This is a genomic window from Flavimobilis soli, assembly GCF_002564025.1.
Lineage (GTDB): Bacteria > Actinomycetota > Actinomycetes > Actinomycetales > Cellulomonadaceae > Flavimobilis > Flavimobilis soli.
Genome location: NZ_PDJH01000001.1, coordinates 1,791,865 through 1,807,397 on the forward strand (window position 1 = coordinate 1,791,865; position 15,533 = coordinate 1,807,397).

General features: G+C 71.4%; 11 protein-coding genes. 2 read left to right on the forward strand and 9 right to left on the reverse strand.

Features of this window, described 5'->3' with window-relative positions:
• Positions 1 to 34: 34 nt before the first annotated feature.
• The 6 genes from trxA to ATL41_RS08190 form a co-directional block, all read right to left on the reverse strand.
• Positions 35 to 358 carry a thioredoxin gene (gene trxA / locus ATL41_RS08165; protein WP_098458031.1) on the reverse strand — a complete coding sequence of 108 codons (324 nt, stop codon included), beginning with the start codon at positions 356 to 358 and terminating at the stop codon, positions 35 to 37.
• Complete coding sequence (gene trxB, locus ATL41_RS08170) at positions 358 to 1,335, reverse strand: thioredoxin-disulfide reductase (protein WP_098458032.1); 978 nt, start codon at positions 1,333 to 1,335, stop codon at positions 358 to 360. Before trxB ends, trxA begins: the two co-directional genes overlap by 1 nt.
• 79 nt (positions 1,336 to 1,414) lie before the next feature.
• Complete coding sequence (locus ATL41_RS08175; RefSeq protein WP_098458033.1) at positions 1,415 to 3,367, reverse strand: protein kinase family protein; 1,953 nt, start codon at positions 3,365 to 3,367, stop codon at positions 1,415 to 1,417.
• A 176-nt stretch (positions 3,368 to 3,543) separates the two neighbouring features.
• Positions 3,544 to 5,196: a murein biosynthesis integral membrane protein MurJ gene (gene murJ / locus ATL41_RS08180; protein ID WP_098458034.1), complete on the reverse strand. Its 1,653-nt coding sequence runs from the start codon at positions 5,194 to 5,196 to the stop codon at positions 3,544 to 3,546.
• Complete coding sequence (locus tag ATL41_RS08185; protein ID WP_098458035.1) at positions 5,193 to 7,286, reverse strand: DUF6049 family protein; 2,094 nt, start codon at positions 7,284 to 7,286, stop codon at positions 5,193 to 5,195. The genes murJ and ATL41_RS08185 overlap by 4 nt, the downstream gene beginning before the upstream one ends.
• A complete protein-coding gene (locus tag ATL41_RS08190) occupies positions 7,283 to 7,876 on the reverse strand; it encodes an NUDIX hydrolase (protein WP_098458036.1) in 594 nt (197 codons plus the stop codon). Before ATL41_RS08190 ends, ATL41_RS08185 begins: the two co-directional genes overlap by 4 nt.
• A 147-nt stretch (positions 7,877 to 8,023) precedes the next feature.
• On the opposite strand from ATL41_RS08190, the gene ATL41_RS08195 reads away from it, so the two are divergent.
• Positions 8,024 to 9,466: a CCA tRNA nucleotidyltransferase gene (locus ATL41_RS08195; protein ID WP_245854912.1), complete on the forward strand. Its 1,443-nt coding sequence runs from the start codon at positions 8,024 to 8,026 to the stop codon at positions 9,464 to 9,466.
• Positions 9,467 to 9,590: 124 nt separating this feature from the next.
• Here ATL41_RS08195 and ATL41_RS08200 read toward each other — a convergent pair whose 3' ends face one another.
• The 3 genes from ATL41_RS08200 to ATL41_RS08210 form a co-directional block, all read right to left on the reverse strand.
• The gene (locus ATL41_RS08200; protein WP_098458038.1) at positions 9,591 to 10,901 is read right to left on the reverse strand and encodes an MFS transporter; all 1,311 of its coding nucleotides are present in this window, start codon (positions 10,899 to 10,901) and stop codon (positions 9,591 to 9,593) included.
• A gap of 86 nt (positions 10,902 to 10,987) precedes the next feature.
• Positions 10,988 to 12,082: an inositol-3-phosphate synthase gene (locus ATL41_RS08205; protein ID WP_098458039.1), complete on the reverse strand. Its 1,095-nt coding sequence runs from the start codon at positions 12,080 to 12,082 to the stop codon at positions 10,988 to 10,990.
• On the reverse strand, positions 12,079 to 12,747 hold the full coding sequence (locus ATL41_RS08210; RefSeq protein WP_098458040.1) for a PadR family transcriptional regulator: 669 nt from the start codon (positions 12,745 to 12,747) through the stop codon (positions 12,079 to 12,081). Before ATL41_RS08210 ends, ATL41_RS08205 begins: the two co-directional genes overlap by 4 nt.
• Positions 12,748 to 12,990: 243 nt before the next feature.
• On the opposite strand from ATL41_RS08210, the gene ATL41_RS08215 reads away from it, so the two are divergent.
• Positions 12,991 to 15,351 (forward strand): penicillin-binding protein, encoded by a 2,361-nt coding sequence (locus ATL41_RS08215; protein ID WP_098458041.1) that lies wholly within the window; start codon positions 12,991 to 12,993, stop codon positions 15,349 to 15,351.
• The last annotated feature ends 182 nt before the right edge of the window (positions 15,352 to 15,533 follow it).

Here is a 15,533-nt window from a genome sequence, read left to right on the forward strand (position 1 = left end):
GCGTGGTGTCCGGGCCTCCTTCGTGCGCGCGGGCTCAGCCGAGGATCGAGTCGATCTCCTGGACCAGAGCCGGCTTCGGCCGGCCGCCCACGATCGACTTCACGAGCTCGCCGCCCTGGTAGAAGTTCATCGTCGGGATCGACACGATGCCGTAGCGGGCCGTGATCCCAGGGTTGGCATCGGTGTCGAGCTTCACGATGCGCAGGCGCCCCTCGTAGACGTCCGACAGCTCCTCGAGGATCGGACCGACCTGGCGGCACGGGCCGCACCAGTCGGCCCAGAAGTCGACGAGGACGGGGACGTCCGAGCCGAGAACGTCGGCGTCGAACGTCGCGTCAGTGACGGGAGTGGTAGGCATCAGACCTCCTGAGCGACAGCGAGAGCCGCGTCGTCGAGAGCGGCGAGGTAGTGCTGCGCGTCGAGCGCAGCCGAGCAGCCGGTACCGGCGGCGGTGATCGCCTGGCGGTACGTGTGGTCGACGGCGTCGCCGCACGCGAAGACGCCGGGAAGGTTCGTGCGGGTGCTGCGCCCTTCGACCTGGATGTAGCCGTTCTCGTCGAGGTCGACCTGGCCCACGAGCAGCTCGGTGCGGGGCTCGTGGCCGATCGCGACGAACAGCGCGGTCGCGTCGAGCGTCGACTCCTCACCCGTGATGGTGTCGCGCAGCACGAGCTGCTCGACGCGGTTCTCGCCGACGATCCGCACCACCTCGGAGTTCCAGGCGAAGGAGATCTTCGGGTCGTTGAGCGCGCGGTCCGCCATGATCTTCGAGGCGCGCAGCTCGTCGCGACGGTGGATCATCGTGACCTTCGAACCGAAGCGTGTGAGGAACGTCGCCTCCTCGACAGCCGAGTCACCACCGCCGACGACGGCGATGTGCTGGTCCTTGAAGAAGAAGCCGTCGCACGTCGCGCACCAGGAGACGCCGCGCCCCGAGAGGCGGTCCTCGTCCGGCAGGCCCAGCCGGCGGTACGCCGAGCCCGTGGCGAGGATCACGGAGCGGGTACGGTACGTGTCGCCGTTGCCAGTCACGATGACCTTGACCGGGCCGGCGAGGTCGACGGACGTCGCGTCGTCCCACTCGACCTTCGCGCCGAACTTCTCTGCCTGCTCCTGCATGTTCGACATGAGCTCGGGACCCATGACGCCGCTCGGGAAGCCGGGGAAGTTCTCGACCTCGGTCGTGTTCATGAGGGCGCCACCTGCGGTGACGGACCCGGCGAGCACGAGCGGCGCCAGGCCGGCGCGTGCCGCGTAGATGGCGGCGGTGTAGCCGGCGGGGCCGGATCCGATGATGACGACGTCCAGGACGTCGTCGTTCGACGCGAGGCTCACGCTTTCTCCAGGTCTTGTCGGTGATGGTCCTGCACGGTCAACGCCGCCGTGCGCGGGTCTGTTCCCACGGGGGAAAGGGTCAGGTGAGTGAGATCTCGCGGAGCTCGACGCGGTTCTGGCCGTCGGCCGTCGCGGGGAGCTGCGTGAACCAGAGAACGATCCACTCGGTCTCGACGGGGGCGTCGAGCGTGATCTCGAGCTCCTCCTGGAGCGCACCGCTGAACAGCGCCTTGCCCTTGTCGGGCGTATCCGGGTCGACGGCGCGGATCTCGACCTTGCCACCCGTGTTGTTCGTGCTCAGGTAGATCGAGGACACGAGAGAGGCTTGCTCGAGCTTGACCGCGTAGCCGACGCCCCGCTTGTTCAGGCCCGCGTACACGTTGGACTTGTAGGTCCGCGTGAACCAGAAGGTCGTCGGGTCGAGGTCGATCGCACGGTCGACGGCCTCGGGGTGCTCGTTGTCGTCACCGTCGGGGTCGAGCTGGCGCGCCGACGCGATCACCGGCGCCACGGCGCTCGGCGTCGCGGTGGGTCCGGCCGCTGCACCGGGCGACGGCTCGGCGGCGGTGGGCAGCGGACGCTCGCCCGTCGCCTGCCCGAACGGGTTGGGGAAGCCGCCGCGCAGCTCGGAGAGCGCGGAGGTCACGCCGAGGACGACGAGGACGAAGACGATGCACAGCGTGAAGGCCGTCGGGTTGAACCGGAACCGCTTGAGCTCCTGCGGATTCTTGCGGACCTCGTCGAAGGAGAGCGCGGGCCGGTCGTCGACCGCGGCACCGGCGCGAGGCGCGGACGACGCCGCGGCCGGGCGCGAACCGGCGGCGTCGGTGGTCGCGGGGCGCGAGGACACGCGGACGGGCGCCGTGCCAGCGTTGGCGCCCGTGGGCGCGAAGGCCGGGGGAGCGGACGGAGAGCCCGAGGCGGCACTGGCGGCCGACCCGCCACCCACGGCGGCACCGGCGCCCGCAGGAGCGGATCCGCCGACGGCGACGCCCGTAGCAGCGGCGGCCGCGGCCCCGGCTGCTGCAGCAGCCGCGCCCGCACCCGCACCTGCGCCACCCGCGGCCGCGCCTGCAGCCCCGCGCACGCTCGTGCGCCGCACGGGGATCCGCGGCGGAGCGGGCGGCGTCGCGGGCGGCGGGGTGCCTGGGGGACGGCCCCCGGTCGAACCAGGCACCGCGCGCACGGACTGGCGCACGGGCGGCTTGGGGGGCGTGTCAGGCGTCATGTCGGTCGTGACCTTCGTGTCGGTCGGGTCGTCCTCGGTGGCCTCGGTGAGGCCGGTCGGGGCGAACAGCTGGGGCTCGGGGACGTCGATCGCGTCCCAGGGGGCGAGGTCGCGGGCCGCCTGCTCGGCGTCGCGCAGCCCGCCGGTGCGGGTGGTGAGCGTGTCGCGGACGAGAAGGACCAGGTGGGGGTCCGTGCCCTCGATCGTGTCGAGGTCGGCGAGCTCGGCCTCGGGCACGGGCGGCGTCGTCGTCCAGCGGCCGAGCATCATGTACGCGAGGAGGCGGGCGAGCCCGACGGCGTCGGCGCGGGAGCGGGTCAGCTCGCCCTCGTGAGGGACGAGGGCTCCGTCGAGCCCGAGGCCGGTGAGGTGCACGCGGTTGTCCTTGAGGCGCACGGCCTCGGGTCGCAGGTGGCCGTGGTGGACGCCGCGGCGCTCGGCGACGGCGAGCGCGGTCGCGATCTCCCCGACGACGGCGCGTGCCTGCTCGGGGTCGAGGGGCCCGCTGGCGAGGACGGCACTCAAGGACTGCCCGACGTGCGGCTCGGTGACGACGTAACCGAGCTCGTCGACGTCGCCGACGTCGAGGACGCGTGTCAGGCGGGCGTCGGAGACGAGGGAGGCGCGGCGTGCTTCGTCGAGCGCGGCCGAGCGGTGCGGGCCGGAGACGAGGGAGACGTGGACCGGCCTGCCCAGGATCTGGTCGTCGGCGGTCCAGCAGGTGAGTGCGTGGACGTCGGACGGCACGGGGTCCTGGAGCACGTAGCGCTCAGCGAGGACATCCCCGCGGGTCAGGTCGGTCACCAGGCTCCCTCCGGTGGGCACGGTCGACGAGGCTCGACGGCGCAGATCGCCTGCTCCATGCTATGCGGGACGGACGGTTCGTCCGGGGACGAGGCCGGCGCACGTTGGGGAGGACCTGTGCACGTCGTTGCCCAGGACGCGAGGCGCGAAGCGCAGCACGGCGGCGGCAGGGGGCCTCAGCGGCGACGGAGCACCCGGCGGACGATCTTGGCGAGCGCGTCGACCTCCGACACGCGCATGATCCGCAGCCCCGTGTAGTAGACGACCGCCATGACGGCACCGACGACGCAGCAGGTGAGCACGGCCTGGAGCCAGCCGCCCCCGGCCCCGCCCCCGACGGCGTTGCGCACGACGACGCCGGCGACCGCAGCGACGACCGCAGCGACGACCGCCCGCACGTGCATGCGGACGATGCGTGCGCCGTCGACCCCGCCGAGAAGGCGGCGCAGCGAGCGCGACCGCGCGAGCACGCCCGCCACGTTCGACAGCGACATCGACAGGCCGATGCCGACGACCCACCACTCGCCGGGCAGCAGCCACATCGAGACGAACGACCCGCCGACCAGCACGAGGACGACCGGAACCTGCAGCATGAAGACGGTGCGGCCCTGCTCGTAGGCGTAGAACACCCACTTCATCAGGACCATCGCGCCGAACGGCACGAGGCCGACCGCCATCGCGACGAGGACGTTGCCGACGGCGTCCACGGCGCCGGGCGTCATCGAGGGGACGAGCGAGCGCACGAGCGGCTCGGCGAGCACGATCAGGACGGCGGACGCGATGACGGTGAACGTACCGACGGTCCGCACGCCGTGGGACAGGTCTCGCCGCACGAGGTCTCGCCGCCCTGCCTGGGCGGATGCGGAGATCGACGTGAACATCGCGGTGAGGATCGAGACCGTGACGAGGGAGTGCGGCAGCAGGTAGATCATGAGCGCCTGCGAGTAGGCGCTGTTGCCGGCGACGTCGCCGACGGTCCGTGCGGCGTCGTCGGCCGACGCCGCGACGCGCGTCGTGAGGAAGACACCGAGCTGGTCGAGGCACAGTCCCGCGAGCGTCCAGAGCGCGACCTTGCCGGACGTCCGCAGCCCGAGGTCGCGGGCGCCCCACGCGGGCCGGAAGCGGAAGCCCATGCGGGCGAGCGGCCACAGCAGCACGAGCGCCTGGGCGGCGACACCGATCGTCGCCGTGCCGGCGAGCAGGCTGATCTGCGGGACGGTCCACGACGTCGGGTCCGACAGGGTGCTCTCGGGGGTGTGCCAGCCCCACAGCGCGATGAACGCACTGAACCCGACGATCGACACGACGTTGTTGAGCACGGGTGCCCACATGTACGGGCCGAACTTTTCGCGGGCGTTGAGCACCTGCCCGAGGAGCGTGTAGACGCCGTAGAAGAAGAGCTGCGGCATGCACCAGAGCGTGAAAGTCACGCCGAGGGCCTTCTGCGCGGGGCTCCACGCCGAGCCGGAGGCGAGCGTGACGATCACGGCGGATCCCGCGGTCAGGAGCACCGTGATCCCGAGCAGCAGCACGCCGGAGAGGGTCAGCAGCCTGTTGACGCGGTCCTCGGCGTCGGAGTGCCGGTATGCCTTGACGATGAGCGGGACGAGGACGACGTTGAGCGCGCCGCCCGCGATGATCGCGAACGCCATGTTCGGCAGCTTGTTGGCGAGGTCGAACGTGTTCGCGGCCATGCCGGTCGCGCCCACGGCGCCGACGAGCAGCCAGTTCCGCACGAAGCCCAGGAGCCGGGACACGGCGGTGCCGGCCGCCATGACCGCCGAGCTGCGTCCGAGGCTCTTGCCGCCAGACGCCGCCTCGTCGCTCATCGTGCCTCCGTCTCGTCCTGCTCGTCCTTGTCCGCGTCCGAGGGCCGGATCGGCTCCATGCGGCGCGAGGAGCGGCCGCGTCGGACCGTGCGCACGATACCGCCGACGAGCAGGATCACGAGCAGCCCGCCGATGATCGCGGTGCCGACGGTCTCCCAGCCGGCACGTACGCGCACGGTCATCTCGGACGGCGCGGCGACGACCGTGCCGTCGGCCGCGCGGATCTGCACGTCGACGCGGACGTCGCCCGAGCCGATCGCGCGGACGGGGATCTGGACGTCCGCCGTCGCGCCGGGCTCGATCGTCGTCTCGCGCGTGTCCTCGACGCTGAGGCGGCTCTCCTGGGAGACGAGGGCGACGGTGACGGTCGCCGCCTGCGGGAGGTCGTTGCGGACGGTGATCGGTATCGCGCCCGACTCGTTGATGAGGTTGACCGTGCTGCCCGGAAGGACGGTGATCCCGCCGAGGAGGGCCTCGCCCTGCACGGTCGCGACCTCGAGGAGCCTGCGGGCGAGGCCGCGGGTCTGGGCGGCCGCGACGGACGTCGCGGCGGCGAGGTCACGGGTGTACGTGGCCGTGAGCGTCGCAGGGTTGGCGACGACGTCGGACAGCGCGGTCACGGCCGCGAGCTGGTCTGCGGCCGTGCGCAGGAGGCGGGGGGAGAGGCTCGAGCGCGCGACGTCCGGGGAGGGCAGGTCCGCACGCGTGACGTCGTCGGGCTGGGCGCCGGCGAGCGTCGCGACGGGCTGCAGGTTGACGAACGGCGCGTCCGCGAGCTTGGCGAGGAGGGCTGTCGTCGCGCTGACGTCGGGGTCCCACCCGCGGTCGGTCGCGACGAGCACGTGCGCCGTGCGGCCCGGCTGCTCCTGGGCGATCACGGCGAGCTCGGCGAGCATGAGCTGGCGGTTGGTCGACGACGCGGTCGAGAACAGGTTGCTGAGCTCGTCGTCCGGCACGAGCGCGCGGACCGTGCCCGAGTCCGTGCCGACGGGGACGACGCCGCTCGTCGTCCTCGAGCCTCTGGGTTCGAGGCCCCCGTCGACGACGGCGAGGGTGTCACCGGCGGCCGCCGCGCCTGCGAGCGTGCGCTCGCTCGCGGTGCCCGGTGCGGGCAGCGCGAGGTCGTCGCGCCAGCCGCGCACGGGCGCGGCGCTCGTCGCCGACGCTCCGCGCTGGAAGGGCAGGACGTCGGCCGCGGCGAGCGCGGCGATGTCAGGGTCGAACGGGTCGAGCGCGAACACCTCGCGCTTCGCCGCGCTCGTGATCAGGGTCGACGCCCACGCCTCTCCGTCGCCGATCCCGGCGGCAGCGGCGTCGACGAGCGCGGGGTCGACGACCCAGGAGACCTCGCGCACGCCTGCCGTCGCGTCGAGGACGCGAGCGAGGCGGCCGGTCGGACCGACGGCTGCGGACATCGTCGCGGACCATTCGTCTGGGTCCGACGGCGTCGCTGCCGGTCCCGTGACGGGGACGAGGATGCTCAGGCGTGCGGCCTGCGTGGCGCCCTCGGGGAACCAGAGCAGGAAGCTGCGGGCGGACGCGACCGTGCCGGTGCTGCGGCTGCCGAGCTCGACGACGATGCCGCGCGGGCCGGATGCCTCGGGGTACGGCAGCAGACGGAGCTCCTCGGCGGCGACGGAGAGCTCGACCTCGCGCGACTCGCCGGGGTCGAGCGGGTCCTCGAGCTCGGTCGTCGTCAGGAGTGTGGCGGCGGGGAGCGTGAGCTCGTCGGCGAACCAGGCGCGCAGCTGCGTGCGCGACTGCAGGCGGTAGCGCACGATCGACAGTGACGCCGTCGGGTCCTCGATCGTCTCGGTGCCGGTGTTGCGCACGGTCGCGCGGACGGTCACCGTGTCCGACGGTGCGACCGTCAGGGGAGCGACGTCCTCGATCGTGACGGGGCTCGGCTCGACGACGACGGGCGACACGGTCGCCGGGCTGGCTGCGGTGGCAGCCGTCGCGGCCGGGAGCGTCGCCACCGACGTGACGAGCGCGAGGGCGGCCGCGCCGAGCGCGGCCAGGCTACGCGTGAGTACGGCCCGGCCCTTGTGGACCGGACCGCAGCCGTGGACGACGTCGCGTGTGCTCACCGCGGTCGATCGTCCGGAGAGGCGAAGGGGTCGCCGGGGCCGAACGACGCGAGGACGTCGGACGCGAGGCGACGCTCGTTCGGGTAGGACAGCCGCGAGCCGAGGTCCTCGAGGGCGATCCACGCGACGTCCTCCGCCTCACCGTCGGGGTCGCCCTCGACGGTGAGCTCGCCGGAGACGGCTTCGAGGAGGAAGTGGTGGACCGCCTTGTGGACGCGACGGCCGTCGCCTGAGAACCAGTAGTCGATGACGCCGAGACGCGTGCGGATCTCGCCGGTGATGCCGGTCTCCTCCGCGATCTCGCGGACGGCGGCCTCCTCCGGGGTCTCCTCGCCCTCGAGGTGCCCCTTGGGCAGGCACCACTCGAGCCGGCCTGCGCGGTTGCGGCGTGCGATCACGGCGGCGTGCGGGACGCCGTCGATCATCGAGACGACGAGGCCGCCGGCCGACGTCTCCTCGACGACGGGAAGCTGCGAGGGCGTCACGGGGACGCTCTGACGTGCGCGTTCGTCAGGGTCGATGCGCAGCGCGTGCCCGCCAGGCGGCGCGGGGACGCGGTGGCGTCCCTGCGGAGCGGCTGCGGGTTTCATCACACCACTGTAACGAAGCGCACCGCTCGGATGCGGCCCGAACCGCCCAGGCGGCCCGGCGGTCTGGCAGGCTTGGACGACGTGAGCCCCGAGAACTCGACCCCTGCCGCCGGTCAGCCCGACGTCGCCGCGCTGACCGAGCTGCGCATGCGCGCGCTCGACGTCATCACCGGCCTGCCGCCCGAGGTGCTCGAGCTCGGCCAGGTGTTCTCTGCTGCGGGTCACGAGCTCGCTCTCGTCGGTGGGCCGGTCCGCGACGCTTTCCTCGGCCGCGCGAGCGCGGACCTCGACTTCACGACGTCGGCACGACCCGACGAGACGATCGCCCTCCTCAAGGAGTGGGGCGACGCGCACTGGGACATCGGCAAGGAGTTCGGCACGATCGGCGCCAAGCGCTTCGCGCGCGCGGGCCGGGGGAGCGGCACGGAGATCGTCGTCGAGGTGACCACGTACCGCGCGGACGAGTACGACCCGACGTCGCGCAAGCCGGTCGTGACGTTCGGCGACACGCTCGAGGGGGACCTGTCACGCCGGGACTTCACGGTCAACGCGATGGCGCTGCGGCTGCCGCAGCTCGAGTTCGTCGACCCGCACGACGGCCTCGTCGACCTCGCTGCCGGCCTGCTCCGTACGCCGATCGCGCCCGAGATGTCGTTCGACGACGACCCGCTGCGCATGATGCGCGCGGCCCGCTTCGCCGCGCAGCTCGGCTTCGGCATCGAGCCGGCGACACGTCAGGCGATCGTCGACATGGCGGACCGCATGTCGATCGTCTCGGCGGAGCGCGTGCGCGCCGAGCTCGACAAGCTGTTGCTGTCCGCGAGCCCGCGCGCCGGTCTCGAGGTGCTCACGGACACGGGACTCGCGCGGCACGTGCTGCCCGAGCTCATGCTCATGAAGGAGACGGTCGACGAGCACGGTCGGCACAAGGACGTCTACCAGCACACGCTCACCGTGATGCAGCAGGCGATCGACCTCGAGACCGGCCCCGAGGGCCCCGTCCCCGGCCCGGACCTGGTGCTGCGCCTCGCGGCCGTGCTGCACGACTGCGGCAAGCCCGCGACGCGCCGCTTCGAGCCGGGCGGCGGCGTGAGCTTCCACCACCACGAGCTGGTCGGCGCGAAGCTCGCGCGCAAGCGGCTCAAGGAGCTGCGCTACGACAAGGACACGATCAAGGACGTCGCCCGCCTCGTCGAGCTGCACCTGCGCTTCCACGGGTACGGCGACGGCGGTTGGACCGATTCCGCGGTGCGCCGCTACGTGACGGACGCCGGGCCCCTGCTCGAGCGCTTGCACCGCCTCACCCGTGCCGACTGCACGACCCGCAACCGCCGTCGGGCGCAGCGCCTGTCGGGCGCGTACGACTCGCTCGAGGCGCGCATCGCCGAGCTGGCCGAGCAGGAGGAGATCGCGTCGATCCGCCCTGACCTCGACGGCCAGCAGATCATGGAGATCCTCGGCATCAAGCCAGGACCCCTGGTCGGCCGCGCGTACAAGCACCTGCTCGAGCTGCGCATGGAGCGCGGCCCGGTCGACGCGGAGACGGCGAAGTCCGACCTCCTCGCCTGGTGGGCGACCCAGCAGGACTGAGCGGCGCTCGCGGGCGGAGCAACGTCGGCCGGGTGACCTCGCTGGCGGAGCAGCTCAGCCCGGATGGCCCCGCGGGCACCCGGCCCGGCTCGGCCCGGATGACCCCGCAGACGCCCTGCCCGGCTCAGCGTGCGGCGGCGACGTCGCGGGGGGCCCGCGCGCCCCGGAGCCCGTAGACGCCTGCGGTCGCGAGGTACACGACCGTGAGCGTCAGGAAGAGCGCGCGCGACGCGCCTGTGTCCGGGAGGGCGACCGCGGCGAGCGCGGCCGCGCCGAGCAGCGCGGAGTTGTAGAGGACGTCGTAGAGCGAGAACGCGCGCCCGAGGAACGCGTCGGAGGTGTCGCGCTGCACGATCGTGTCGACGGCGATCTTCGCGCCCTGCGAGGACAGCCCGAGCGCCGCGCCCGCGACGAGCATCGTCCACCGCGAGACGTCGACCGCGAGCAGGGCCTGCGCGACGGCGCCGAGCACGAGGCACGCCACGATCCAGCCGTGCGTCCCGGTGTAGGGCGACAGCGCGGGGGTCAGCACGACGGCGAGCCCGAAGCCGAGAGCGGTCGCAGCGGAGATGGCCGCGAATGTCGCGAGTCCGGCGTCGGCGTCGGCAGGGTCGGCGAGCAGGTTGCGGCTGACGAGGATCGCGGCGACGAGCGTCGTCCCGAAGAGGAACCGGTGCACCGCCATGACGACGAGCGCCTGTCCCGGGGTGCCGCGCCGCGCGAGGTACGTCGCGCCGTCGGCGAGCGACACGGCGAGCCGCGCCACGGCGCGGCGGAACGGAGGAGCCGACGCCGCGTCGTCGGGCCCGAGACTGTCGGGCCCCAGGCGCAGGGCGGCCGCGGCCGCGACGACCATGAGCACCGCGGCGACCGTGACGGCTCCGGCGTCCTGCGCGCGTCCTGCAGGGAGGACGAGACCGAGAGCCAGGCCGACGCCCCCGCCCACGCCCGCGGCGACCGCGCCGAGCGTCGGCAGCAGGGAGTTCGCCGTGAGCAGCTGCGGTCCGTCGACGACGCGCGGCAGACCGGCCGACAGCGCCGCGAGCAGGAACCGGTTGACCGAGAGGTTCACGAGGGCCAGCAGGTAGACTGCGACGCCCAGCTCGTCGTCGGGCGGGGTCGTGACCATGAGCGCGACGATCACGAGCGCGACGACCGCGCGCAGCGAGTTGCCGACGAGCAGCACCTGGCGCCGTCGCCACCGGTCGAGGAACACCCCGGCCCACGGCCCGACGATCGTGAACGGCGCGAGCAGGACCCCGAAGGCGACCGCGACCTGGCCCGCGGAGCTCGCCCGCTCGGGCGAGAAGAAGAACAGCGTCGCGAGTCCGATCTGGAACATGCCGTCCGAGCACTGGCTCACGAGCCGCACCGTGAACAGGCGCCGGAACCCGGGCAGGCGCACGAGGCGGCGTAGGTCCTGGACGACGATCATCGCCTCACCCTAGGTGCCCGGAAAGCGCGGATGCACCGCCCGTCGCGTGTCGCGACGAACGGTGCATCCGTGAAGCCGAGCTGTGGTCAGCGCTCGCGCGTGCCAGCGATGAAGGCCTCGAGAGCCGCACGGCCCTCCTGGTCCTCCATCTGCACGGGCGGGGACTTCATGAAGTAGGTCGCAGCCGAGAGGATCGGGCCACCGATGCCACGGTCCTTGGCGATCTTCGCCGCGCGGAGCGCGTCGATGATGATGCCGGCCGAGTTGGGGGAGTCCCAGACCTCGAGCTTGTACTCGAGGTTCAGGGGAACCTCACCGAACGCGCGACCCTCGAGGCGGACGTACGCCCACTTGCGGTCGTCGAGCCAGGCGACGTAGTCCGACGGGCCGATGTGGACGTTGCGGTCCTCCTTCTTGCCCGCGAGGGGGCCGTCGTGGAGGTTCGACGTCACGGCCTGCGTCTTCGACAGCTTCTTGGACTCCAGGCGCTCACGCTCGAGCATGTTCTTGAAGTCCATGTTGCCGCCGACGTTCAGCTGGTACGTGCGGTCCAGGATGACGCCGCGGTCCTCGAAGAGACGGGCGAGCACGCGGTGCGTGATGGTCGCGCCGACCTGCGACTTGATGTCGTCGCCGACGATCGGGACACCAGCAGCCTCGAACTTCGCGGCCCACTCGGGGTCGGACGCGATGAAGACCGGGAGGGCGTTGACGAACGCGACGCCCGCGTCGATCGCGCACTGCGCGTAGTACTTGGCCGCGACCTCGGAACCGACGGGCAGGTAGCAGATCAGGACGTCGACCTTCGCGTCCTTGAGCGCCTGGACGACGTCGACGGGCTCCGCCGTCGACTCCTCGATGGTCTCGGAGTAGTACTTGCCGAGTCCGTCGTTCGTGACACCACGCTGGACGGTCACGCCGAGCGGCGGGACGTCAGCGATCTTGATGGTGTTGTTCTCGGACGCGACGATCGCCTCGGACAGGTCGAAGCCGACCTTCTTCGCGTCGACGTCGAACGCCGCGACGAACTCGATGTCCGAGATGTGGTAGTCGCCCATCTTGACGTGCATGAGTCCGGGCACGGTCGAGTCAGCGGGGGTGTTGCGGTAGTAGTGCACACCCTGGACCAGCGACGCGGCACAGTTGCCGACGCCGACGATCCCGACGCGGATGGAGGTCATCCTCGCTCCTTGTGGTCAGTGCCGGGACGCTTGTCGTCCTCGGCGGTTGTTTCGTTGGTGGCGGCTACGGTGCGCGTCGAACGCCCCGGGGCCGTCGATCTGGCACGGGCGCGGCCACGGCCACGCTCGGTGTCGATGAGCTCGTCGAGCCAGCGAACCTCGTGCTCGACCTGCTCGAGACCGTGCCGCTGAAGCTCGAGCGTGTACTCGTCGAGCCTCTCCCGGGTGCGAGCCGCACCCTCCCGGACGTTCTCGAGCCTCTCGGCGAGGCGGGTCCGCCGCCCCTCGAGGATGCGCAGGCGAGTTTCGGCGTCGGTCTGCCCGAAGAAGGCGAACCGGACGTCGAAGCTCTCGTCCTCCCAGGCCGAAGGCCCCGACGACGCGAGGACGGTCTGGAGGCGCTCCTTGCCCTCGGCAGTGAGCTCGTACGCGATGCGTGCCCGCTTGCCCGAGAGCGCGTGCGGCGGTGCGCCCGAACCCTCCGTGCCAGCGATCAGCCCACGTGCCTGCATCGACTTCAGGCACGGGTACAGAGACCCGTACGACAGCGCCCGGAACGAGCCGAGCAGGACGTTGAGCCGCTTGCGCAGCTCGTACCCGTGCATCGGGGCTTCGTTGAGGAGGCCGAGGATGGCGGTCTCGAGGACCTCGGAACGTGCACGCACGACCTGCCCCCATCCCGCTCATGTCTGATGTCGATGTATCGGATCGATACATCGCCAGGCTAGGACCGTCGACCCGGACATGCAAGCACCGGACCCCCCGCCAGCGCGCGCAACTGTGAAGTTTCCGCACAGGCCTCGGGTCCGGCGAGCGAAAACACTGGGCTGAAGCATGCTTGATTCCCAGATGCCGCCGATGAGCGGCTTAGGGTTCAAGTCGTCGTCCAGTCAGCAGAAGGGTGTGTCGTGGGTTCATCCACGAAGCGCAGCGCCACCACGAGCCGCACGGCGGCTCGTCCGGCCAAGCGCAGGTTCGTCAACTATCCGCGTGCGGGCAAGGGGTCCGTGCGCCGCTGGCTGCCGTCCTGGCGCTTCCTCCTCGGCAGCTTCCTGTTCGTGCTCGCCGTCGTCGTCGGCGTCGTCGTCACCGCATACGCGACCACGACCATCCCCGAGCCGGCGAGCATCGCGGTCAGCCAGACGACGACCGTCTACTACTCGGACGGCAAGACCGTCATGGGCCGCTTCGTCGACGAGGCGAACCGTGAGCTCATCCCCGCCGAGGAGATCCCGCAGGTCGTCCGCGACGCGATCGTCGCCGCCGAGGACCGCTCCTTCTACGAGAACGCCGGCATCTCCGTGCCCGGCATGGCCCGTGCGTTCTGGACCAACCTCCGCCACGGCACCCGCCAGGGTGGCTCGACGATCACGCAGCAGTACGCCGAGCGCTACTACACCTCCGGAACCACCTCGGACTACGTGGGCAAGTTCAAGGAGGCCCTCCTCGCAGTCAAGCTCGCGCAGAAGGAGGACAAGGACGAGATCCTCGCCAACTACATCAACACCATCTACTTCGGCCGCGGCACCAACGGCATCCAGACGGCGGCGCGCGCCTACTTCGGCATCGACGCGAAGGACCTCGACGTCTCGCAGGCCGCGCTGATCGCCGGCATCATCCCGAGCCCCACGAAGTGGGACCCGCGCTTCGACCCGGAGAAGGCGAAGGAGCGCTGGAACTACGTGCTCGACGGCATGGTCCTCCTCGGCACCCTCGACCCGGCCGAACGCACGACGCTCGAGTTCCCCGAGACCAAGGAGTTCAAGCAGAGCAACACGCTCTCGGGCCCCAAGGGCTACATCCTCGACGAGGTCCGCAAGGAGATCGTCAAGAAGACGCCGTTCACGACCGAGGAGCTCGACACCGCAGGCTTCAAGGTCGTCACGACGATCGACGTCGACGACCAGAAGGCCGTCCAGGCGACGATGAAGAAGAAGGAGCTCTTCGAGGGCTCCTCGAAGCGGATGCAGACGGCGGTCGTGTCGGTCGACCCGACGAGCGGCGCCATCCGCGCGATGTACGGCGGCAAGGACTACGTCAAGGTCCAGCGCAACCGGGTGACGCAGGACAAGGCGCAGGCCGGCTCGACCTTCAAGCCGTTCACGCTCGTCGCCGCGCTCGAGGCCGGCAAGACGCTCGACTACCGTCTCAACGGCTCGAACATGCGCAAGTTCGAGGGCATCAAGGACCCCGTCGGCAACTTCGCGAACGGGAACTGGGGCTGGATCTCGCTCCTCAAGGCGACGGAGCAGTCGGTCAACACGGCGTACGTCGACCTCAACCTCCAGCTCGGCCCCGAGGCGACCCGCGACGTCGCGCTCCGTGCCGGCATCCCGTCGGAGACCGACAGCCTCGACGTCGCCTCCAACGTCCTCGGTGTCTCCTCGGTCCGCGCTCTCGACATGGCTGCCGCGTACTCGACGTTCGCGGCGGAGGGCATGCGTACGGAGCCCTATCTCGTCCAGTCGATCTCCGAGCTCAACGGCGACCAGGTCTACGAGGGCGGCAGCGTCCCGAAGCGCGCGTTCGACGCGGACATCATGGCGGACACCACGTACGCCCTGACGCAGGTCGTCGAGAAGGGCTCCGGCCAGACGGCGAAGGCGCTCGACCGCCCCGTCGCCGGCAAGACCGGAACCTCGAACTCGAACCGCTCCGCGTGGTTCGTCGGCTACACGCCGCAGCTCGTCACCGCCGTCGCGATGTACCAGATCGGCGAGGACGGGATCAAGGCAGACCGGATCAAGCCCTTCCGTGGCTACACGGAGATCACCGGCGGTTCCGCGCCGCTCGACGTGTGGACGGACTACATGACCGCCGCCCTCGACGGCGAGCCGGTGATGGAGTTCCCCGAGCGCACGAAGCCCGTGGTCAAGAGCACCCCGACCCAGACGCCGACGGCGACGGAGACCGAGGAGCCGACGAAGGAGCCGACGGAGAAGCCGACCAACGAGCCGACGCAGGAGCCGGACAACGCGACCGTCCCGGGCGGCCTCGTCGGCGCCGACGAGGCCTCGGCGCGCAAGGCTCTGCGCGACGCCGGGCTCGAGCCCGTCATCAGCTACCAGGAGAGCGAGCAGCCCAAGGGCACCGTGGTCGCGGTGCAGCCGGGCGAGGGCACGCAGGTGCCGGTGAAGTCGAGCATCGTGCTCGTCGTGTCGAGCGGCCCGCCGGCCAAGCCGGACCCGACGACGCCCCCGCCCGCGGACCCGACCCCGCCCGCTGCGCCGACCACCGAGCCCGCGCAGCAGTCCCGCGAGGAGGACTGACACCACGACGGCGGCGCACCTGCACGACGCAGGTGCGCCGCCGTCGTCGTGCCCGGGCTGTGACGTCAGTCCACAGGCTTGGTCCGCAGGTGCTCCACCCGGTACGCTGGCATCTTGCTGTGCCCTGGTGACGCTCGCCATCGAGACGAGGCCCGGGAACAACGCAGCGACGCACAACCCTC